Consider the following 22273-nt stretch of genomic DNA (forward strand, 5'->3'; position numbering starts at 1 on the left):
GGCCCGCCCGGGTTTGGCTGTCCGAGCGAAGTCGGCGCAGCGAGAGGCAGCCTGGTGGTCGCGAGCCCGGAATGATCCGCGGAACACGCCCTAGGGTGGTGCAGGTCATCACCGCGGGCGGGGCTCGGTGTGACGGGTCCTCCGTGGCGCGGACGGGGTCCCGCGCCCGCCGGGGAGATTCGACCTCAGGTCAGTGGGGAATCTTGACGTGGACCGACGCGTTACACCCCGCGAGACCGCACGAGCGCCTGGAGGCACCCACACGATGGCCGAGCGAGCACTTCGCGGCACACGGCTCGGGGCGACGAGCTACGAGAACGACCGCAACACCGACCTGGCTCCCCGGCAGGAAGTCACCTACGACTGTACCCGGGGTCACCGCTTCGCGGTAACCTTCGCGACCGAGGCCGAGATCCCCGCGGAATGGGAATGCCGTTTCTGCGGCGACCGCGCGCTGCGCCGTGACGGCGGCGGCGAGGAACCCAAGAACACCAAGCCGGTCCGCACCCACTGGGACATGCTGCTGGAGCGCCGCAGCATGGAGGACCTGGAGGAGGTCCTCGCCGAGCGGCTGGAACTGCTCCGCGCCCGTCGCCGCGAGGAGGCGGCGAAGGTCGAGGAGATCGCCAAGCAGCGGCAGAGCGCCTGACCCCTGGGACGGCCGCGACGGCCTGCCCCACGACGGATACGGGGGCGGTGGACACGGTCCACCGCCCCCGTCGTCGTGTCCACGGGGTGTCAGGCGGGGGTGTCGAAGGGGCTCTGGGTGTGGCCCACGAGTTCCTCGACCGAGCCGATCACCCGGGTGGGCCGGTAGGGGAAGTGGTCGGCGGTGTCCCGGTCGGAGATGCCGGACAGGACCAGGACGGTCTGTAGACCCGCTTCCAGACCGCTGAGCACGTCGGTGTCCATGCGGTCGCCGACCATGAGGGTGTTCTCGGAGTGGGCGCCGATGCGGCGCAGCGCCGACCGCATCATGAGGGGGTTGGGCTTGCCCACGAAGTAGGGGCGGCGCCCCGTCGCCTTCTCGATCAGGGCGGCGACGGCGCCGGTCGCGGGCAGCGGTCCCTCCGCGCTGGGCCCGGTCTCGTCCGGGTTGGTGGCGATGAACCGGGCGCCGTTGCGCACGAGGCGGATCGCCCGTGTGATGGCCTCGAAACTGTAGGTGCGGGTCTCGCCCAGGACCACGTAGTCCGGGTCGCGCTCGGTCATCACGTAGCCCACGTTGTGCAGGGCGGTGGTCAGGCCCGACTCACCGACCACGTAGGCGGACCCGCCGGGGCGCTGGGTCTGGAGGAACTGCGCGGTGGCCAGCGCGGAGGTCCAGATGGACTCCTCGGGGATGTCCAGCCCCGTGTTGAGCAGTCGTGCCCGCAGGTCGCGCGGGGTGTAGATGGAGTTGTTCGTCAACACCATGAACGGGGTCCCCTGCTGTCGCAGCTCCGCGATGAGCGTGTCCGCGCCGGGGATCAGGTGTTCCTCGCGCACGAGGACGCCGTCCATGTCGAAAAGGTAGTTCCACTCGTTGCTCACGTGCCCCATTGTGCAGGTACGAACCGCTACGGCGCCATTCCCGTTGTCCGGTTTCCGCGTGTTGGGGTGTTGAGACTGCTCACACCGGAGGCCAGGGGACCGAGGGCCAGTCGGGTGCGGGGTAGGGGTGGATGCCGTGGTGGATGAGCAGGTCCACCCGTTCCCGGACCGCGTACACCTCGGGTCCGGTCAGGTGCGCGGAGAGCAGCGCGCCGAGCGGGTCGCGGGCGTCGCGCAGCCGGGTGCGCAGCGTAGCCAGGGAGATCAGCGCCTCGTCGGTGAGGGGCTGCCCCTGCCACTGCCACAGGACCGTGCGCAGCTTGTAGTCCTCGGCGAAGGACACCCCGTGGTCGCAGCCGTACAGGTGCCCCTCGGGGGTGGGCAGCAGGTGGCCGATCTTGCGGTCGGAGTTGTTGATCACGGCGTCCAGGACGGCCATCCTGCGCAGCCCCGGGTGGTCGGTCTCCCGGGAGAGGGCGACGAGGTCGACGGTGGTGTCGCCGTGCACCCACAGCTGGACCATGCCCTCGCCGTAGGGGCCGTCGCGGTGGACGGTGGGCGGTACCACGGACCAGCCGAGCGCCTCGGAGACGGCGTGCGCGGACACCTCGCGGCCGGCGAGCGTTCCGTCCGGGAAGTCCCACAGGGGCCGCTCCCCCGCGACCGGCTTGTACACGCACGCGGCCGACACCCCGCCGTCGGAGACCGTGCAGTACAGGGTGGCGTTGGAGGCCGCGGTCAGGCGCCCCTCCACGGTGATCTCGCCCCGGCGCAGCAGGTCGAGCCCCTCGGACGGGGAGAGCCCTCCGAAGGCCGTCGTGGTCACCTCGGGCGGGGGGACGGCCGCGGTCGGAGCCGCCCCGGTGGTGTCGTCGTCCACGGCCGCCTCAGACGAGACGGTCCGGACGGTAGCCGTTCTGCCGTGCGCAGATGTGGCCGTTGGGGTCGAGCGGTCGTCCGCACAGCGGGCAGTCCGGGCGCCCGGCGGAGACAACCTTGAGGGCGCGGCCGGCGAAGGCGCGCGCCTCACCGGGGGTGAGGTAGACGCGCAGGACGTCACGGTGGGCGGGGGCCTCCTCGGCGAAGACCTCCAGCTCCTCCTCGTCGTCGTCCTCGACCAGTTCCTCGGTGGCGGTCTCGTCGATCTCCTGGGCCTCGATGATGACGCGGGCCGCCTCGGCGTCCCAGGCCAGGGCGAGGGTGCCCACCCGGAAGTCCTGCTCGATGGGCTGCTCCAGCGGACCGTCGTCCTCGGGCGGTGTCACGTCGTCCGGCGGAGCGCCAAAGCGTCGGTGCACCTCTTCCAGCAGCTCCTCGATGCGGGTGGCCAGGGCCTCCACCTGGGCCTTCTCCAGCACGACACTGGTGATGCGACCCTCACCGACGGCCTGGAGGAAGAAGGTGCGGTCCCCAGGCTGGCCCACGGTTCCGGCGACGAACCGATCCGGCGGATTGAACTGAAAGACGGGCATGACTAGCACCCTAAGGGATGACGGTGACGCCGTGCGATACGGAGCGGCGCGCCTCGCGGCGGGTGTCCCGGACACGGCCGGGGCGGCCGCCGACTCGGGGCGCGCCGGTCCCGGCCGATCCGGCGGTCCCGGGCGGTCAGGGCGATCAGGACGTCCCGGGCGGTCAGGCCGTCGCGGACGGTCGACCCGCTCCCCCGCCGACCGCGGCGTCGCCCCTGGTCTCCGACGCGGTGGGCAGGGCCGCGGCCAGGGGTTCGCCGGTGTCGTTCAGCTTGTTCAGGAAGGGCCGGGTGCGCGTGTAGGTGATGGAGCTGACCGAACACGGGTCCACGCGCAGGCGTTGGAACAGGTCGAGGTGCATGCCCAGGGCGTCGGCGACGATCGCCTTGATGACGTCTCCGTGGCCGCACACCACGTACACGGGCGGGGCGACCCCGGGCGCGACCCGTTCGAGCAGGCGCCCGTTCCAGTCGCGGACGGCGTCCACGGCGCGCGAGGAGGTCGTGGCCAGCGCCTCCCCTCCCGGGAACCGCGCGGCGCTGGGGTGGTCCTGGACGACCCGCCACAGGGGTTCGGCGGCGAGCTCGGTGAGGGAACGGCCGGTCCAGCTGCCGTAGTCGCACTCGACGAACCGCTCGTCGGTGGTGACGGGCACGCCCAGCCGTACGGCGACGGCCTCGGCGGTCTCCTGGCAGCGTTCGAGCGGGCTGGAGACGAGCGCGGCCGGGGCCAGCCCCTCCAACCGGGCGGCCAACCGGGCGGCCTGGGCCCGACCCGCGTCGTTGAGGTGGACCCCGGGCGCGCGCCCGGCCAGGCGCGGTCCGGTGGCGTCGGTCAGGCCGTGCCTGACGAGCAGGAGGGTGATCGCCTCCGGTGCGGACGTCGCACCGCTGGAGGGGTTCCCGGGTGCGGCGGAGGTGTCGGCTGGGGTGTCAGCAGGTGTGGCCATGGCACCAGGGTAGGTCGGCACGGCCCCCGGGGCGGGCCGCCGTGACCGGCGGTCCGCCCCGGGGGTGTGCGCGTGCGGGGTGCGTCCGGCGGGTGTCGCCGGGTTCGGGGCCGCTATCCGACTCCGGCACCGCCCTGCGGGGAGAGGACACCGGTGGTGACCAGCACGAGGATGAGCACGCCCAGCGCGATGCGGTAGTACACGAACGGCATGAAGCTGTGCGTGGAGATGAACTTCATCAGCCAGGCGATGACGACGTAGCCGATCACGAAGGCCACCAGGGTGCCCACGATGGTGGCTCCCCAGCCCGCGTACTCGTTGCCGCCGATGTCGAGCATCTTGTACAGGCCGGAGGCGAACACGGCGGGCATGGCCAGCAGGAACGCGAACTCGGCCGCGGCCGGTCGGGTGAACCCGAGCAGACGGCCACCGGTGATGGTGGCACCCGAGCGGGAGACGCCCGGGATGAGCGCGAGGGTCTGGAACAGGCCGAACGTCAGGCCCCGCCCGAGGGTGAGGTCCTCCAGTTCGTTCTGCTTGCGGGCGAAGTGGTCGACGGCGCCCAGGATGAGGCCGAAGACGATGAGGGTCAGGGCGATGAGGCGCAGGTCGCGGAAGACACCGTCGATCTGGTCCTCGAAGAGCAGGCCCAGGACGCCGATGGGGATGGTCGCGAGGATGATGTACCAGCCCATGCGGGCGTTGACGTCGCCGCGCAGGTCCCGGTCGACCAGGGAGCGGCACCACACGGAGATGATCGCCCACACCCGCTTGCGGAAGTACACGACCACCGCGAGCTCGGTGCCGATCTGGCTGACGGCGGTGAAGGCCGCACCCGGGTCCGACCAGCCGAAGAAGGCGGCGAAGACGCGCAGGTGGGCGCTTGAGGATACGGGCAGGAACTCGGTGAGCCCTTGGATGAGGCCGAGAACGACCGCCTCGAAGATGGACACTCGGTACGGACTTTCGTGACGGGTCCGGGCCCCGGGGACTCGGACACGAACCAAATGGGTGACGACCCGGACGGCCCGCGTGGCGGGAGGACGCGCGTCGGCACTGTTCGGGACTGCGCCGACAGTACGCAGCGAAGGTGTACCCAGGGCCTACTTCCGATGAACACGGTACTCTCCGCCGCATGGAACAGCGACAGGTGGGCAGATCAGGGCTCTGGGTGTCTCGTACCGCCCTGGGCACGATGAGCTGGGGGAACGACACCTCCGAGGAGGAGGCGGGGCAGCAGCTCACCGCGTTCGTGAACGCGGGCGGCACGCTCGTGGACACGGCGGACATCTACACGGGCGGCCAGAGCGAGCGCATCCTGGGCCGGCTGCTGCGCGGGACGGTGCGCCGCGAGGACGTGGTGGTGGCCACCAAGAGCGGGCACACGCCGGAGGCCTACCGACCGGTGGACGGCTCCCGGCGCCACCTCCTGGCGTCGCTGGACGCGTCGCTGCGGCGTCTCCAGACGGACTACGTGGACCTGTGGCAGCTGCACGTGTTCGACCCGCACACGCCCCCTGAGGAGACCCTGTCCGCCATGGAGGCGGCGGTGGCCTCCGGCAAGGCGCGCTACGTGGGCACCGGAGACCTCAAGGCCTGGCAGTTCGCCACGCTGGCGACGTGGCAGCGCGCCCAGCCGGGGCGGGTGCCGCTGGTGAGCGCCGGCACCGAGTACTCACTGCTCAACCGCGGCGCCGACCACGCGCTGCGGCCGGCCGCCGCGGCCGCCGAGGCCCGGGTGATCGCGTGGTCGCCGCTGGGCCGGGGCGTGCTCAGTGCCAAGTACCGCAACGGCGTCCCGGCGGACTCCCGGGCGGCGTTCCCGCACATGGCGCCCTACGTGGAGCCCTACCTGGACGACCGCAGCCGCCGGGTGGTGGAGTCGGTGTGCACGGCCGCCGAGGGCCTGGGCGTGTCGCCGCTGGCGGTGGCGCTGAGCTGGGCCCGCGACCAGGAGGGCGTGGCGGCCGCCGTCGTGGGCCCGCGCACGCTGTCGCAACTGGAGGAGATCCTGTCCGTGGAGCACGTGCGGCTTCCCCCCAAGATCCGCGACGCCCTGGACGACGCCACGGCCGCGCCCGAGCGCTGAGGCCGGGCGCCGCCGACCGGGGAGGGCACCCGTCGGCGGCCCTCGCCGGCCCCCTCGTCGGGGGTCAGGACAGCGGCGGGATCGGGAAGTTCTGGTCGAAGACCTCGTGCGGGTCGTACACGGCCTTCAGCTCGCGCAGACGCCGCAGCGCTGGTTCGGGGAAGGCCTGGGCGAGCACCTCCGGGCCGGTGCGGGTGTCGAAGCTCAGGTAGAGCCCCCGCGCCGCGCCGCCCAGCTCCGCCCAGCGGCGGTCCAGCGGCTCGGCCCGGCGCCCCATCGCGGCCAGGGAGAACCCGGCCGAGCGGTGGGGGTAGGCGGTGGCGTCTGCGGCCACGTCGTTGACCGCCCCGCCCACCTGGCGCAACTGCGCGAAGTAGGCGTCGCCGGTAGCGAGCGCCCGGGCCACCGCCCCGGCGGCCTCCTCGGTGACGTGCTCCAGGAGCGCCGAACGGGAGACCGGGGTCCCGGAGCCCTGGTGCGGCCCGGCGTGGCCCACCAGGACCGCCGGGTAGGGGGCGACCTGGGCTCGCTGGTCCAGGACCGGACCGACCTCGAGGAAGGGTTCCAGCGCCCGGACGGCGGCGTCGGTGTCGTCTCCCGCGTACACGACCATCGCCTGGGCGGCGGGGCCCTGCCCGCCCCGGCCGGTTCCGAGGGTGAGGAACGCGGTGACCTCGCGTGGGGCCGACCCGGCGATCTCGCCCCAGGCTCTCAGGAACGCGGCGGTGTCCGAGGCGTCGTAGGCGAACTGGCCGAGGACGACGTCCCGGACCGGGGCGGCCACGGCCTCCACGGCGGTGACCACACCGAAGTTGGCTCCGGCGCCGCGCACCGCCCAGAAGAGGTCGGGGTGGTGGTCGGCGTCCACCCGCAGGCGTTCCCCGGCCGCGGTGACCAGCTCGACGGCGGTGAGCCGGTCGATGGTCAATCCGTGGGCACGGGACATGTACCCGAGCCCGCCGGTGGTGGCGATCCCGCCGACGCCCACTCCCCCGTGGTCGCCGGAGCTGATCGCCAGGCCGTGCGGGTGCAGGGCGGCGCCGACCTCACCCCACCGCGCCCCGGCACCCAGCCGGACCAGACCCGAGCCGGGGTCCAGGACCTCGACCGCGTTCATGCGGCCCAGGTCGAGGACGACGCCTCCGTCGTTGGTGGAACGCCCGCTGATGCCGTGGCCGCCGCTGCGCACGTTGAGCGGGGCGTCCTGCTTCAGGGCGTAGGCGAGGGCTTCGGCGACCTGCTCGGGTCCGGTGGGCCTGAGCACGAGCCCGGGGCGCCCCTGCTGCATGTACCCGTGCCGGACGCCGGTGTAGCCGCGGTCCCCGGGCTCGACCGCGCCGTCGCGCAGGGACGCCGGGACGGAGTCGTAGTCGATGCCGGAGCGGCGCGCGGCCAGGGCGGCGGAGGGGCGGGCGGGACCGGTCGGGGTCCCGGCTCCGGCGCGTTCGCGATCGACAGCCTCGCGTAGGGCGGGGGCCACCTCGGCGCCGAAGGTCTGGACGGTGCGGGGGTCGTCGGTGGGCAGGACGAACGTGGCGACACCGAGCTCCAGGGCCAGGGGCAGCAACTGTTCGACCCACTGTTCGGGCGGCCCCTGGAGGAATCCACCGCTGGTCGGGGTGAAGGCGGCACCGGTGAGGTTGAGCAGGCGGCGGACCTGCCGGGGGTCGCGGCCGTGCTCGCGGGCGGAGTCGTCGATGACCGCGTTGAGTCCGGCCAGGTCCCCGACCTCGACGTAGCCGAGACTGGGCAGCCAGCCGTCGGCCTTGGCCCCGACCAGGCGGAGCATGCGGGGCTTGTAGGCGCCCAGCCAGATCCCGATGTCGTGGGCGGGTTCGGGGCCGCGCTTCATGCCCTGGACGGCGTAGTGCTCGCCCTGGAGGCGCACCCCGCCCCGGACGTCGGTGTCCCAGGCGGCGCGGATGAGGTCGATGGCCTCCGAGAGGGCGTCCACGGACTGCCCCGGTGTACGGAGGGGGCCGCCCATGGCGTGGATGGCGTCGCGGAAGCCCCCGGCGCCCAGGCCCAGTTCGAAGCGGCCCTTGGAGAGGCGGTCGAGGCTGGCGGCGGCGCGGGCGAGGACGGCGGGCGGACGCAGCGGCAGGTTGAGGACGTTGCCGGAGACGCGCAGGCGCTCGGTGCGGGCGGCGACCCAGCTGAGCAGCGTCCAGGTGTCGAGGAGGTCGGGGTTGTAGGGGTGGTCCTGGAAGGTGGCCAGGTCCAGTCCGGCGGCCTCGGTGAGCTCGGCGAGCCCGACTGCGCGGTCGGGGTCCTGGGCGGACGGCGTGAGGAAGGTGCCGAACTCCAGGGGGTGTCCGTAGTCGGGCATGGGGCCTGGCCTCCTGCATGGGAAATGTTTGTGTGGCAAACGATACTCAGCACAACTTATCTGCCGTGACACCTATTCCTGCTACGCTCGGACCATGACACCCACCACTCCGGAGCCGGGCGTCGGCGAGCACAACCTCGGCTGGTCCCTGGCCGTCCTACTGCACCGCTGGCACGAGCTCGTGGAGACGGTCCTGGCCGATCTCCCGCACGGCAGCCGCGGCTACCACGTGCTGGCCGCCGCCTCGCGGGGTGACGCCCCCACCCAGGCCGCGCTGGCCGAACGGCTGCTCATCGACCGCAGCGTGATGACCTACCTGATCGACGACCTCGAGGCCGCCGACCTGGTCCGGAGGCGAGCCGACCCGGGCGACCGCCGCGTGCGCAGGGTGTGCCCCACCGACCACGGCGCCGAGGTCCTGGCCCGCGCCGACGCGCTGGTCGAGCACGTGGAGGAACGGGTGCTCGACGGGTTGGACGAGGACCTGCGGGCCCTGTTCCGCGCGGCCGCGACGCGCGCCGCCACCGCCGTGCAGGAGGCCGCTCCCGACACCGACCCGTGCGCCGCCGTGCTCCGGGTCGTCGGGGAGGGCGAGGCGTCCACCGGGTCGTGACCGCACGAGACACCCCGGAACGTGACCCCGGTGCTGGACCGGAGGCGGCCTGTGGACGGCCGACACCGGTTGTCGGCGCGAGTCGGTAGGCTCCCAGCGAGTCCACGAACCACCTGACGAGGGGAACCGGTGTCCGAGGCTGTCGAGAAGGTCCGAGCCGTCCTTGACCGGATGGGCGCCCCGCACGCCCTGGCACCGCGCCTGGCGTCCGTGCTGGGCCCCCAGCCCGCAGCCGAGCTGGACGCCAACCCCTGGCTGTTGCTGCGCCTGCCCCAGGTCACCGTCGACCAGGCCGACTACTGCGCCCGCAGGCACCTGGGCGACGCCGCGCGCCCCGACGACCCCCGGCGCCTGGGCGCCCTGGTCGGGCACACCCTGCGCACCGCCGCTCGGCGCGGCCACACCGCGATCGAGGAGAAGCGGCTGGCCACGGTGGTCGGCCAGCTCGGTGTCGCCGACCCCCGCGCCGCGCTGGAGGCGGCGGTCGCCGCCGAGGAGGTCGCGCTGTTCGAGAGCGGCGACGAGGCCGACGACGACACCGACTTCGAGGAGGGCGGGGTCCCGGACCTGCCGGACCTGCCCGACCCCGAACGCCACTACGCGCCCTACGACGTCGGGCACGCCGAGGAGCGGCTCGGTGAACAGCTCCTGCGCCTGATCGGCGGCAGCGAACCGATCATGGACCCGATGACCGCCGCCGAGACCCTGGACGCCGCCACCTCCGACGGCGGTTTCGCGATCTCCGACACCACCCGGGAGGCACTGCTCACCGCCACCCTGCGCCCGGTCACCGTGGTGCGCCACGGCCCCGGCGACCAGGCCGAGGCCGCCCGCACCCTGCTGTGCCTGGCGGCGATCGCCCGGGAGAGCCAGGTGGGCATCGCCGTGGTGGCGCCCACCGCGCAGACCGCCGCCGCCGTCAACGCCGACCTGGACCGGCTCCTGGGTGCCGACGACGCGGTGAGGGACGACGGAGAGCGCGGGCCCGGGGACGGTGACGGCGCCGGGGAGTCCGGCGCGAACGCCGGGGCTGGCGGAGTCGCCGGGGCTGGGGCGGCCGACAGGTCCGACGGGGCCCCGGAGACCGACGGGGCTGGAGCGACCAACGAGAGTGAGGGGGACGACTGGGCTGAAGGGTCCGAAGAAGCCGGGGAGACCGGCGGGCCCGGGGAGACCGGCGGGGTCGAAGGGCTCTCAGGGCTTCAGGAGTCCGGCGCGGGCGCCGGGGCCGGAGAGGCCCCGGGGCCTGAGGGAACCAGCACGACCGAGGTCACCCAGGGAGCCGCGGAGACTCGGGGCCCCGGAGGGACCACGGGGAACCAGGGGGCCACGGCGAACACCGGTGAGGCTCCCGTCCGCGCGGTGTCCCTGGCCGCACTGCTCTCCGGCGCAACGGTCTCCGCCGGGATCGTGGTGCTGTGCGAGTCGATGTCGCTGGGCGTGGCCCGGATGGCCGACCTCGTGGCCCGCTGCGTGGACGACGCCCACCTGGTGCTGCTCGCCGACCCCGACCAGGCACCCTCCGCCTCCCCGGGCCGGGTGGTGGAGGACGTGGCCGCCTCGCGCACGGCGCACGTGGCGGTCCTCGCCGACGACGGCACCCCCTCCCCCGTGGCGGTGCTCGCCCGCGCGGTGTCCGAGGGCGAGTGGCCCGACGTGGCGGCGCCCGACCGCGAGGTGGTGCGCGTCCCGGCGTCCTCGGGCGAGGAGGCCGCCCACCGGGTGACCCAGCTGGTGACCGACTCCATCCCCCGCGCGCTGGGGATCGACGCCGACCAGGTCCAGGTGGTGACCTGCCGAGAGGACGGCCCGGCCGGAGCCCGTGCGCTCAACACCGCCTGCAAGGAACGCCTCAACCCCGGCCCCGGAGCACACGGCGGATTCGACGTGGGCGACCGCGTGGTGCTCGTCGCCGAGGGCCCGGGCTACGGTCCCGGCGACACCGGGTACCTGCGCGCGATGGCCGAGGGCGCGGTCATCGAACTGACCGGCGGCACCCGGGTCACCGTCACCGACCCCTCCGCGCTGCGCCCCGGCTGGGCGGTGAGCGTGGCCGTCGCGCACGGGGGCCGCTGGCCCGCGGTGGTGGCGGTCTTCCCTCCCCAGGTACCGGTGTCCCGCCCGCAGGCGTACACAGCCCTGACCAGAGCCACCCGGCACGTGTCCGTGGTCGACGCCACCGGCGGCGCCCTGGAGACCGGCGTGCGCGAGACCCTCGCGCCGGACCGCAGCACCCGCCTGGCCCTCGTGCTGCGCGCGGGCTGAGCCGGGCCCGCGCCCCCCGGGCAAGGGAAGGCAGGGCGTTCAGCTCCCACCCGAACAGTTCCGCTTCCTGCCCACCGGCGCCCCTCCTCGGACTACGGGCAGGGGAAGGCAGGACTGACCTAGGACAGCCCCTCCTCGCTCCTTGGGCGAGGTAGTACCAGTGCCGGTCAGGGCCTCACCCCTCTACGGGTCGAAGGATGAGGGAGCGCTGGCCCGGTTCGTCCCCGCTCTCCGAGTGAGGACGAGGGGGAGCTGGCCGGGGCCCTACCGCCCCCGGAGCAAGAGCGAGGTGCCTGGCCCGGACCCTCCCGCTCGATGAGGAGAGCCAAACACGGATCGGTGGCCCGCCCGTCCTCCGAGCGCAGAACGGGGCCCGACCGTGTGTCCCACGGCTGGGCCCCGTCCCCGGTCGGCCCCAGGCATCTCGGCGTCAGGGCGTCAGGGCGTCAGGGCGTCAGTTCGACGGTGACCTCCTCGGTCACGCCGTTGACGGTGACGTCGAGCTCCACCGTGCCCTCCGCGAGCGCGGTGAACCAGCCCGTCCCGGGGTCGAACGCGGCGAGGTGGTCCTCACCCGCGTCGTCCGCGCGACCCACGTGCACACCCGCCGAGCCGGACCAGTCCGCACTCACCGGGTAGGCGACCGGCACGTCCGTGCCGTCGTTGTCCACCGTGGCCGCGACCCGCACCCGTTCGCCGACGGTGACCGACTCGGGTGCGTCCACCTCCAGGCCGTCCACGTGCGGGCGCAGCTCGGTCACCACCCAGTCCTGCCCGGGGTCGCCGCCGGTGTCCACGCCCCACAGCGACCAGCCGGTGAACCCGCCGTCCGAGGGACCGGCGGAGGGGTTCTTGCCGACGTTGCCGCTGATCACGTAGGGCACGCCGTCCACCCGCCCCGCGTGGAACAGGCCCGCGTGCGCGCCGATGAACGCGGCGCCCTTGCCGGTCTCCGCCTGGAACCCGGCCAGCCAGGCCTCGACCGTGACCGCCTCCTTGCGGTCCGAGAGCTCGCTCGCCTTGGTGGGCAAAGGGTCGCGGAAGGGCACGTGCTGCGCCACCACGACCGACGTCACCGAGGGGTCGTCCGCCGCCGCGTCCAGCTGATCGCGCAGCATCCGCAGCTGCGACCAGTCGCTGGCCAGGTACGAGAAGCGGGCCGTGTCCAGGAGGACGAACCGGGTGCCGTGGTGGTCCACCACCCGCTGGGTGTCCCCGAACTCCTGCCTAAAGTTGTCGAGCGTGCCCCCGGACACCTCGTGATTGCCCGGGACGTAGTAGTAGGGCAACTCGCCCTCCAGTTCCTCGTCGAGGATGCGCCGCGCCAACGCGAGATCCTCCGGGGCGGCCTCGTCCACGAAGTCGCCGTTGATGATCACGAACTCGGCGTCGCTGGCGCGGATCTCCCGGAGCGCGCGGCGGGTGTAGGCGACGATCTCGCTGTCGGGGTCGCGGGCCACGAACTGGGCGTCGGAGATCACGGCGAACCGCCAGTCCCGGGCCGCGACAGCCGCGCCGGGGGCCACCACCGGGTCGACGACCGGCGCGGCGGGAGGTACGTCGACCGACGGCGGCACCAGGGCGGTGATCTCGTCGATGACCACCTCACCCTGGTAGCTCGCTCCGGGTTCGGTCTCGGCGAAGTACACGCGGCGCAGCGAGAGCGGGTACTGGGTGCCCGGAGGCACGGTGAAGACCAGCTGCTGCCAGCCGGGCTCGTTCAGGTAGCCGGAGCGCAGCGCGGGCAGGAGCTGGCCCGCGCCGTCCCAGACCTGGAGGCTGGCCCACTCGCCGTTGCCCTCGGCGTGGACCCAGGCGCGCAGCTCCTGTGGTTGGCCGGGGATCTCCCGGGTGCGGCCGGGGGGCAGGGCACCGCCCGTACGGGTCCCGGTCGAGGCGGTGAAGTCGTAGGTCAACCGCACGCCCCGCCCGTCACGGCCCTCGGCCGCGGTGACGTCGCCGTCCGCGCGCTCACCGAAGTAGGTCCACTCGTCGGCGTCCTCGAAGTCGGCGACCACGACCTCCTCCAAGCCGACCGTGACCGCCATGGTCGTCTCGACGTCGCCGACCCGGACCGTGGCCAGGGTGGAACCGCTGTCGGTGGCGGCCCGGACCTCGAACCGCCCGTCCTCGGTCACCGAGACGCGTGCGACGCTCTCGTCGACGGTCAGCTCGACGTCCTCCGGCTCGATCGGGGCCGCGAACCCGTCCGCGTCGTAGCCGGTCACCTGGACCACGGCGGACGCCTCGGAGTCGGCGAGCCCGACCCTGCCGGGGGTCGTCTCGATCCGGGCCAGCTCGCCCAGCACGGTCAGCTCGATCTCGCCCCGGGCCCGCAGCTTGCGCGCGGTGACGGTGGCGGTTCCCGGCGCGTGCGCGGTGAACACGCCGTCGCGGTCGGCCACCCCCACCCGGCCGTTGTCGGAGCGCCAGTTCGGCACCGCATCGGCCGGTCCGTACGTCTCGTCGTACCCGGCCGCCGTGAGGGTCCGGGTCAGACCGGGGAAGACCCGGTCCGGGCGACTGGGCGGGGTGTATCCGGAGGCGCCCGCACGTTCGGGGGCGATCCGGGTCTCCACCCAGAAGCCGTCGATCTGGCCGCTTCCCTCAGGGGCGAACAGGCCGAGCCCGTTGGGGACGTGGCGCTCGGCTCCGTCCGAGGGCCGGTTCTCCACCCGCACCTCCTCGGCGCCGGGGGTGCGGGCCACCATCGTGGCCGATCCGCCGCCGTCCAGGTTGAGCGCGGTGTGCGCACCCGCCTCGACCATCATCGCGCCCAGCTCGTCCAGGCCGACCCCCGCGGCGAACGACGGCTGACGCCCGTCGACGCTGAGGAGGAACATCTGGGAACCGTCCTCGGAGAACCCGACCGCCATGCGCGGGGCGCCGGGGTTGTTGTCGCTCTCCCTACCGGGCCGCACCTGGCCGTCGACGACGAGCATCTGACGGCCGTTCAGGGCGGCGTGGATCTCCTGGTCATCGCTGGATCGGGCCTCGTAGTCGATACTGACCGGGTCGCCCACCGCCAGGTCCGCGAGGGCCCGGGCGCCCGCCTCCCTACCGACCAGGACGAACGAGTCGTCGGGAATGTCGCCCTCGCGGGGCTCCTCCACGACCTCGGTGACGACTCCGTCGGTGACGACGACCTCCAGGGCGTCGTCTGTGCCCTCGACCGCGCGGCAGCGGCAGTGGGAGCCCCACAGCGGGGTGAACGCGGCGATCTCGCCGGGGCCCAGAGTCGGCTTGTTGACCGCGTCCAGGGAGGGGGTGTCGCCGCCGGGCAGCTCGACGGTGCCCTCGAAGAACACCTCGCCGATCGAGCCGAGCCCGTCGGGGGTGACGACCACGGAGGACTCACGGTAGTCATCAGTCATCGGCGACTGGACGAGTTCACCGCCGTGCACACCCACGCCCAGGGGCGCGCCGGAACCGTTGATGTCGAAGAAGTCGCCGTTGACCGCGGCGACCGCACCCTCCCGGTCGGCCTGGGTGCTCAGGGGCTCCCGGTCGGTGACCCGGCCGGGGAAGAGGTAGTCGACGCTGACCCCAGCAGTGAGGTCCGTGGTCAACAGGTCGGCCTGGAGCCAGGACGGCGTGCCGGTGTACCCGTCCGGGCCGTAGGCGTCGAACGAGGTCAGGGTGGTGCCGGGTGCGACCGGGCGCTCGGACTCGAACGTCTCCATCCGGGGTTCGGGGGTGTCGGCCCTCGCGACGGAGCCGTTCGGCGGGATCTCGACGGTCTCGCTGAACCCGGTGTGTTCCCGGGGGTCGTCGCGGGTGTCGGCGGCGGCCGCGACGGGTGTGAGGGTGAGGACCAGGACGGAACCCGCGGCAGCGAAGGCGCTGGCACGTGAGCGGGTCGACCACCGGCGTTTCATGGACAGCCTCCGGGCGGCGGGGGGATCGAGGAAGCCCTGCGCGTCAACTTCCTACCATTCGTCCCCTCCGATGTGTAGGAGGTGAACGCATGCCGTTCCCCCGGGCCCCTTCCGGGAGTGATGGGCCATTCAGGTCCCTGACCTGGACGGACGGATGGCCTTCACTCCCCGGAGGCGGTTCACCCAACGCGGATTTCACCCCGCGCCATCCCGTTCTTCATCAGAAGTACTGCCGGTGGCGGCCCGATCCCCGGGTGCGCAGCCGTTACCTCCGCGACGTGACCATCCGATCCGCGTTCGGCAGGGCACGGGGCGGCTCATCCCCGTACCAGGCGTATTCGAGGGCGGACAGACCACCCGCCTCGGCCCACAGGAGGATCTCCCCATGGAGTCCACCGTCGTCGTCCAGCACCGCACACGTCACCGGCACGACTCCGTCAGCGACGCGAGACCGGGGGACGCCGCCCGTGAACCTCAGGTCCACGCTGACGGAACCGGGCCCCCAGGAGGCCACCACCAGAATGCGGCCGAGTTGGCGCCGGAGCTGCTCAGCACCCGGAAAGCCCACACGCAGAATCCGGTCGACCACCGATCGCTCCTCGGTGGTCAGCGGACGCGGATGGAGGGAAACGACCATCACCGCGACGACCTCACCTTCTCCACTTCTCACGCGGGTGGGTCTCCATTCTCCCCCGCGCCGTCATCGTTGCCATCCCTCGTGGGGGCGAAGAGGACACCGGCACCACCCAGCGCGTATCCCAACAACCCCACGTCGAGGTGGGCCATCTCACTGGCGTCTCCTCCGGTGGGAACCACTCGCCCCCGCAGCGACGACGGTCGACATCTGCTCATGTCACGCGCAGGATGAGCGCCTCCCGGCGGACCTGCCCCGAACACACCACGATGACCACCACGGCCGTTGTTCATACCGGGTATTCACGACTACCATCCTGCAGATGCCTACTCCTGAAGAAATCGACGCAGCCCGTACTCGCGCTGGCGGTTGGACCCGAGACCAATTGGCAGCGTGGGGAGTTCCTTGGCCTCCCCCGAAGGGGTGGCGCAAACGACTTGAAGCAGGACTGCCGATCGAGAACGGCGCGCGGATCGGAAGTACCGAACTTCCCGAAGCTCTTTTCTGAAGTTCGCCACCAGGGTGCTGGCGCGTCCTCGCATGTATCTGTCTACTCCCGCGTCCCCATTCCACCTCGTGAGAAGCACGTGCGGCCGACATCGAGCTTCATTGCTCGTTGAGTTGCGCCGTTCGTGCTCCGCAGTCTCGGTGGGATCGGCAGCGGTCGGCACCAAGTGGCGCGCAACGGAGCGAACCACCGTCATAACGCCACATCGCAATCCGCAGGCACAGACAGCCCTCTCGGGTGAACTGGCGGATGACGGGAGGCGACCCCGGTCCTCGACAGAGCTCGGACAAGTCTCCTCGTTTACTGCGGATCTGCAGGAGAAAAATGGATCTTCACCCATTGGGCTTCCTCCGGTCGGCGAGTATCCAGGTCGACCTGCATCAGCCAGCGCCCGGGGCGGAGGGGGATCTCGTCGAAACCGTCTGCGTCACCGATCGAGAGAACCCCGGAAGGCAGGACGATCACGGACGCGTGATCGGACGAGGCCATGGGAACAGCGTGGACGTACACCTTCAGTTCGACGTGGGCGTCGCGCGGATCGACTACGCGGCTGTTGGCCACCTGGATGGCGACATGGTCGTCCGCGGCGAAGAAGGGGCCGTCGCCGGAGAGGTGGTCGTCATCCCCGTCGTAGCCTTCAACGTCATAGCAGTAGATGCAGCCCCAGTAGTAGTCGCGTACGCAGTGGAGCACGGGTTCGGTCGTCATGGTCACCCAGTGTGCGATACCGCAGCGACACTCCACCGCGCCGTCAGGGCTGGCTCAAGGCCCAGAGACCCTGGCGCGCAAGCTGAGGCACGACGACGTTCGAGTACGTGCCCCGGCAGACGGGCGGTGGACCAGAGGCCATCGGACGCCGTCACCCGCCCGCGCGTGCTCCGTTTGTGCTTCGCAGTTGTGGACCGGGACGTTATCGAGCGGCTCGACGCGGCACACGACTGCGCCGTATTCGGATGGCGCCGGACACAACGACACGAATCAACACGGGGCGATACCCGGGCGCCGGACTTCACATCCGATGGTCTCCGGCATGGGCAACCCGGGCGTCCACAGGACGCCCGGGTGGGGCCGACTGCCCGGGAGGGCCTGGCCGGGTCAGACCTGGTCGAGGAAGCCGCCGTCGACGACCAGGTTCTGGCCGGTGACGTAGGTGGCGGCGGGGCTGGCGAGGAAGGCCACCGAACGGGCCACCTCCTCCGGGCGGCCCAGGCGGCCGTAGGGGACGCGCTCGCGCACGCTCTCGTAGAAGTCCGGGTCGCTGTCGCGGCGCCGCTCCCAGCCGCCGCCGGGGAACTCGATGGGCCCCGGCGAGACCGTGTTGACGCGCACGCCGTCCGGCGCCCACTCGCGGGCGAGCGACGACGCGTGGTGGTTCAGGGCCGCCTTCACCGCGCCGTAGGAGCGGGCTCCGGCGGGCGTCGTCACGTGCAGGGCCGAGGTGGTGGAGACCAGCACCACGGCGCCGCGCTCGGAACCGATGAGGAAGGGCCGCGCTGCCTCGGTGAGGCGCACGAACGGCATGAGGTCCGCGTTGAACCCCCGCTCCCACTGGTCGGGGGTCGGCGCGCTCCCCCCGGACACGTTGGAGACCAGCACGTCGAGGCCGCCCAGCTCGGAGGCGGCGTCGTTCACGAACGACGGCAGCGCGATGTGGTCGGTGACGTCCAGGGCGCGGGTGAACACCTTCGCGCCGGTCGCGGACAGCTCGCGCGCCGCCTCCCCGAGGGCCTCCGGGCCGCGCGCGCAGATCGCCAGGTCGGCGCCCTCCTCGGCGAACACCTGGGCGATGGCGCGGCCGATCCCCCTGCTGGCCCCGGTCACCACGACCCGCGCTCCCGACAGTCCCAGATCCATACCGTCCGCCTTCCGAAACGACACCGTGCCGCCGGTTCCCACACGTGTACCGGCGGGGCAGATGGTACCGGTGCGGCGAACGCACGTGTGGGCGGCGCCCCGCTCGGGGCACCGCCCACGGATCAGGCTCCGGTGGAGTGGAACCCGCCGTCGACGTGCACGATCTCGCCGGTGGTGGCCGGGAACCAGTCGGACAGCAGGGCCACGACCGCCTTCGCGGCGGGCTCGGGGTCGCTCACGTCCCAGCCGAGCGGCGCCCGCTCCGGCCAGTGCCGCGCCAGTTCCTCGAACCCGGGGATGCTGCGGGCCGCCATGGTGCTCAGCGGACCCGCCGAGACGAGGTTGACCCGGATGTTCCGGTCCCCCACGTAGCGGGCCAGGTAGCGCGCGGTGGAGGTCAGCGCCGACTTGGCCACGCCCATCCAGTCGTAGACCGGGTAGGAGACGCTGTTGTCGAAGTCCAGGGCGACGACCGATCCGCCCTTGTCCATGAGGGGCAGCAGCGCGGTGGTCAGCGACTTCAGCGAGAACGTGGAGGTGTGCATCGCCTGGGCGACGTCGTTCCACTCGGTGTTGAGGAAGTTGCCGCCCAGGGCCCCCTGGGGGGTGAAGCCGATGGAGTGCACGATCCCGTCGAGACCGTCGACGTGTTCGCCGACCCGCTCGGCCAGGCTCGCCAGGTGCTGGTCGTCGGTGACGTCCAGCTCCAGGACGGGCGGTGTCTCGGGTAGGCGCTTGGCGATGCGCCGCACCAGGCCCATGCGTCCGTAGCCGGTGAGCACGACCGTGGCGCCCTGCTCCTGGGCGAGGCGGGCGATGTGGAAGCCGATGGAGGAGTCGGTGAGCACCCCGGTGACGAGGATGCGCTTACCTTCGAGGATTCCCATGGTGGGATGGTCCGTCCTGTGTGTGGCTGGGGTGGGGCTGGTGGTCGTTCCGGCTCAGTGGCCCATGCCCAGTCCGCCGTCGACGGGGATCACGGCGCCGGTGACGTAGCCGCCGCCGGGACCGGTGAGGAAGCCCACCGTCTTGGCGATGTCGTCGGTGGAGCCGAGACGGCCCAGCGGGACGTTCTTCTTGATCTCCGCCTGGCGGTCCTCGCTGAGGGCGGCGGTCATGTCGGTCTCGATGAAGCCGGGGGCGACGACGTTCACGGTGATGTTCCGGGAGCCCAGCTCGCGGGCGAGGGAGCGCCCGAAGCCGACGAGACCGGCCTTGGAGGCGGCGTAGTTGGCCTGGCCGCCGGAGCCGAGCAGGCCCACGACGGAGGAGATGAGGACGATGCGGCCGAAGCGCTTGCGCATCATGCCGCGCACGGCGCGCTTGGCCACCCGGAAGGAGCCGGTGAGGTTGGTGTCCAGGACGGAGGAGAAGTCGTCCTCGCTCATGAGGGCGAGCAGCTGGTCCTTGGTGACGCCAGCGTTGGCGACGAGCACCTCCACGGGGCCCTGGGCCTCCTCGACCTCCTTGAAGGCGGCGTCGACCTGGGCGGAGTCGGTGATGTCACAGCGCACGCCGAGCAGGCCCTCCGGGGGCTCGCCGGAACGGTAGGTGACCGCCACGTTGTCCCCACCAGCCGCGAGCTCACGGGCGATGGCCAGACCGATCCCTCGGTTGCCACCGGTGACCAGTACCGAGCGCGACATAGGGGCTCCTCTTCTCTGCGGCTGTTGAACAGCCACGACGTGATGTTCCGGGTGCGGATCGCCTTGCAGGTTACCGAGCTACCGGCCGGTAGACGCAACCGAGGCGGGTGGGGGCGCCTTCCGGGACGATCCGGGCGTTCGCGGGCGGCGCGCAGCCCCCGGTGGCGGGGGGATGCGGTTCGGTGCGCGCGACGGGGTGAGGCCGGTCACCCGTGCCCGTCGGGGGTCTCAGGCCCAGCCCGCGTCGTGGGCGAGGATCGCCGCCTGCACCCGGTTGGACATCTCCAGCTTGGCGAGGATACGGCTCACGTGCGCCTTGACGGTGGTCTCGCGCATGTCCAGCGCGCGGCCGACCTCGGCGTTGGACTTGCCCTCGGCGACGGCCACCAGGACCTGGCGTTCACGCTCGCTGAGCGCCGAGAGCCGGCGCAGGGCCTCGGTGCGCCCGGCCGCGGAGTCGGCGGGCGCGGGGGAGGCGAAGCGTTCGAGCATGCGCTTGGTGACGCTGGGCGCGAGCATCGCGTGGCCCTCGTACACCGTGCGCACCGCGTTGATGAGTTCCCGGGGCGGGGTGTCCTTGAGCAGGAAGCCCACCGCTCCGGCGCGCAGCGCGGCGTGCACGTACTCGTCGAGGTCGAAGGTGGTGAGCAGGACGACCCGGGGCGCGTGCGCCAGGGTGTTGAGCCGCGCGGCGGCGGCCAGTCCGTCGGTGCCGGGCATGCGGATGTCCAGCAGGACCACGTCGGGGGTGAGCTCCTCGGCCAGGCGCACGGCCTCCTCGCCGTCGCTGCCCTCTCCGACCACCTCGATCCCGGGGTCGGCCTCCAGGATCATCCGCAGGCCGGACCTGACCAGGAGTTCGTCATCGACCAGGAGCGTGCGGATCACCGTCGGTGCCCTCTTCCTCGGCTTCGGAGCTGTTGGCGTCGGGGGCCGTGTCCTCCCCCACCGGCAAGATAGCGCGCAATCGCCATCCTCCGTCCGGGCACACCCCCGAGCTGAGCTCTCCTCCGGCCAGGACGACGCGCTCGCGCAGGCCGGTCAGGCCGAACCCGCTGCGCGGCGGCGCGTGGACCGGCGCGGTCGCCGGGTCGTTGGCCACCTCCACCTCCAGCCGGTCCTCGCCGTGGTGCAGCCACACCTCCACGGGGGCGCCGGTGGCGTGTTTGGCGGCGTTGGTGAGCCCCTCCTGCACGATCCGGTAGGCGGTGCGCTGGACGGAGACGGGCAGGGGCCGGACCCGCCCGGTCTTCTCCCATCTCACCCGCATCCCGGCCCCGCGCCACTCGGCGACGAGCCGTTCGAGGTCGCCCAGGACGGGCTGGGGTGCGGTAGGGGCGGTGTCGGTGTCCTCGTCGCGCAGCACCCCGAGGATGCCGCGCAGCTCCGAGAGGGCCTCGCGCCCGGTGGTGCGGATGAGCCCGGCCGCCTCGACGGTGCGGGGGTCGGCGGTGGAGACCTCCAGTCCGCCCGCGTGCAGGACCATGAGGCTGACCCGGTGGGCGACGACGTCGTGCATCTCCCGGGCGATGCGGGTGCGTTCGGCTCCGATGGCCTGTTCGGCGAGCATGTGCTGTTCGCGTTCCAGGCGTTCGGCCCGTTCCTTCAGGCGGTCGATGAGCTGGCGCCTGGTTCCGATCCACAGTCCGCCGATGACCGGCACGACCAGGTAGAACACGGCCAGGACGACGAAGCCGACCGGGGTGGAGTGGTAGAGGGCGCCGAGGCTGAGCAGGGAGACCGTGAACCAGCCGACGAGGGGCGTGCGGTCGCTGAAGTGCGCGGGGTAGGAGTACAGGCCCACCATGAGGGGGACGGGGTTCCCGTACAGGACCAGCATGAGCAGCCCGGCGACCATCAGCCACGCGGGTCTGCTGCGGCGCCACAGCATCGTGACCGAGGCCAGCGTGCCCGGTAGGGCGTAGGCGAGGAAGCCCGCGAGGACGGCGGAGCGGGGATCGTCCACCAGGGCCATGCCCATGTCGAACGGCGTGGCCAGCAACCCCGGGCCGGTGGCGGTCCCGGCGAGCATCATCAGCCCGCTGAAGGGCAGCGTGAAGAGGGCGTAGCACCAGTCGGCGACGCGCAGGCGGCGCTTCCACCACCAGTGCCAGTTGTGGCGCAGCAGGGCGCCGAGGTCACGCAGGCGATCCTGCGACCACGTCTTCATCCGCCAGAGTCTACGGTGGCACCTCGCCCGGGGGTCGTCCGTTCGGCCGACCCGGAGCGCCGACCCGACGAAAGTGACTCTGGCGACGTTCTCGCAGTTCACGGCGGTTTCGAGCACGGGCGGGCGGTGCGCGCGGCGGGCGCACCCCCTACGAAAGTCGGGGGTCGGCCCTGACGAAGGAGTCCCGAACCCGCCCCGTGTCATGCCTTTGGCCGGGGTGAGGATCAGCCCGGAGGCCGAGGTGGCGGAGGGCGTCGGGGACCTAGCGTGAAGGAACACGCCGAGGAGCACGGGGGTCACCCCGCTCACCGGCACCCCGCCTTTCCCGATCTC

18 protein-coding genes are annotated in these 22273 nt (G+C 72.4%); 4 read left to right on the forward strand and 14 right to left on the reverse strand.

Annotated elements, in window-relative coordinates; translation table 11 throughout:
* Window positions 1-265 precede the first annotated feature (265 nt).
* Entirely contained in the window at window positions 266-649 is a 384-nt protein-coding gene (locus ABZ635_RS22755; protein WP_211717860.1) for an RNA polymerase-binding protein RbpA, read from the forward strand.
* 89 nt (window positions 650-738) lie between these two features.
* Here the strand turns inward: ABZ635_RS22755 and ABZ635_RS22760 are convergent, their stop codons facing one another.
* The 5 genes from ABZ635_RS22760 to ABZ635_RS22780 form a co-directional block, all read right to left on the reverse strand.
* Window positions 739-1542, reverse strand: a complete 804-nt coding sequence (locus ABZ635_RS22760) for an HAD-IIA family hydrolase (protein ID WP_357768654.1) — start codon at window positions 1540-1542, stop codon at window positions 739-741.
* A gap of 70 nt (window positions 1543-1612) precedes the next feature.
* Window positions 1613-2359, reverse strand: coding sequence for an SCO1664 family protein (locus ABZ635_RS22765; RefSeq protein ID WP_357768709.1), 747 nt, complete (start codon window positions 2357-2359; stop codon window positions 1613-1615).
* A gap of 61 nt (window positions 2360-2420) precedes the next feature.
* Window positions 2421-3005: a DUF3090 domain-containing protein gene (locus ABZ635_RS22770; protein ID WP_357768656.1), complete on the reverse strand. Its 585-nt coding sequence runs from the start codon at window positions 3003-3005 to the stop codon at window positions 2421-2423.
* Between the two features lie 163 nt (window positions 3006-3168).
* A complete protein-coding gene (locus tag ABZ635_RS22775; RefSeq protein ID WP_357768658.1) occupies window positions 3169-3954 on the reverse strand; it encodes an MSMEG_4193 family putative phosphomutase in 786 nt (261 codons plus the stop codon).
* Window positions 3955-4067: 113 nt separating this feature from the next.
* Window positions 4068-4907, reverse strand: a complete 840-nt coding sequence (locus ABZ635_RS22780; protein WP_357768660.1) for an undecaprenyl-diphosphate phosphatase — start codon at window positions 4905-4907, stop codon at window positions 4068-4070.
* A gap of 182 nt (window positions 4908-5089) precedes the next feature.
* On the opposite strand from ABZ635_RS22780, the gene ABZ635_RS22785 reads away from it, so the two are divergent.
* A complete protein-coding gene (locus ABZ635_RS22785) occupies window positions 5090-6043 on the forward strand; it encodes an aldo/keto reductase (RefSeq protein ID WP_357768662.1) in 954 nt (317 codons plus the stop codon).
* A gap of 64 nt (window positions 6044-6107) precedes the next feature.
* On the opposite strand, the gene ABZ635_RS22790 is transcribed toward ABZ635_RS22785, so the two are convergent.
* Complete coding sequence (locus ABZ635_RS22790) at window positions 6108-8372, reverse strand: LLM class flavin-dependent oxidoreductase (RefSeq protein ID WP_357768664.1); 2265 nt, start codon at window positions 8370-8372, stop codon at window positions 6108-6110.
* A gap of 94 nt (window positions 8373-8466) precedes the next feature.
* On the opposite strand from ABZ635_RS22790, the gene ABZ635_RS22795 reads away from it, so the two are divergent.
* Together ABZ635_RS22795 and ABZ635_RS22800 are read left to right on the forward strand one after the other, a co-directional pair.
* Window positions 8467-8985, forward strand: a complete 519-nt coding sequence (locus ABZ635_RS22795) for a MarR family transcriptional regulator (RefSeq protein WP_357768666.1) — start codon at window positions 8467-8469, stop codon at window positions 8983-8985.
* A 129-nt stretch (window positions 8986-9114) separates the two neighbouring features.
* Window positions 9115-11250, forward strand: a complete 2136-nt coding sequence (locus tag ABZ635_RS22800) for a helix-hairpin-helix domain-containing protein (protein ID WP_357768668.1) — start codon at window positions 9115-9117, stop codon at window positions 11248-11250.
* A 446-nt stretch (window positions 11251-11696) separates the two neighbouring features.
* Here the strand turns inward: ABZ635_RS22800 and ABZ635_RS22805 are convergent, their stop codons facing one another.
* The 8 genes from ABZ635_RS22805 to ABZ635_RS22840 form a co-directional block, all read right to left on the reverse strand.
* Window positions 11697-15128, reverse strand: coding sequence for a phosphodiester glycosidase family protein (locus ABZ635_RS22805; protein WP_357768670.1), 3432 nt, complete (start codon window positions 15126-15128; stop codon window positions 11697-11699).
* A 265-nt stretch (window positions 15129-15393) separates the two neighbouring features.
* A complete protein-coding gene (locus ABZ635_RS22810) occupies window positions 15394-15798 on the reverse strand; it encodes a hypothetical protein (RefSeq protein WP_357768672.1) in 405 nt (134 codons plus the stop codon).
* A gap of 772 nt (window positions 15799-16570) precedes the next feature.
* Entirely contained in the window at window positions 16571-16978 is a 408-nt protein-coding gene (locus ABZ635_RS22815) for a hypothetical protein (protein ID WP_357768674.1), read from the reverse strand.
* 387 nt (window positions 16979-17365) lie between these two features.
* Window positions 17366-18124, reverse strand: coding sequence for an SDR family oxidoreductase (locus ABZ635_RS22820; protein WP_357768676.1), 759 nt, complete (start codon window positions 18122-18124; stop codon window positions 17366-17368).
* Between the two features lie 122 nt (window positions 18125-18246).
* Window positions 18247-19011: an enoyl-ACP reductase FabI gene (fabI, locus tag ABZ635_RS22825; RefSeq protein WP_357768678.1), complete on the reverse strand. Its 765-nt coding sequence runs from the start codon at window positions 19009-19011 to the stop codon at window positions 18247-18249.
* A gap of 54 nt (window positions 19012-19065) precedes the next feature.
* The gene (gene fabG, locus ABZ635_RS22830) at window positions 19066-19770 is read right to left on the reverse strand and encodes a 3-oxoacyl-ACP reductase FabG (protein WP_357768680.1); all 705 of its coding nucleotides are present in this window, start codon (window positions 19768-19770) and stop codon (window positions 19066-19068) included.
* Between the two features lie 228 nt (window positions 19771-19998).
* Window positions 19999-20658: a response regulator transcription factor gene (locus tag ABZ635_RS22835; protein ID WP_357768682.1), complete on the reverse strand. Its 660-nt coding sequence runs from the start codon at window positions 20656-20658 to the stop codon at window positions 19999-20001.
* On the reverse strand, window positions 20633-21940 hold the full coding sequence (locus tag ABZ635_RS22840) for a histidine kinase (protein WP_357768684.1): 1308 nt from the start codon (window positions 21938-21940) through the stop codon (window positions 20633-20635). The genes ABZ635_RS22835 and ABZ635_RS22840 overlap by 26 nt, the downstream gene beginning before the upstream one ends.
* Window positions 21941-22273 lie beyond the last annotated feature (333 nt).

Source organism: Nocardiopsis sp. NPDC007018 (assembly GCF_040635075.1).
Classification (GTDB): Bacteria; Actinomycetota; Actinomycetes; order Streptosporangiales; family Streptosporangiaceae; genus Nocardiopsis.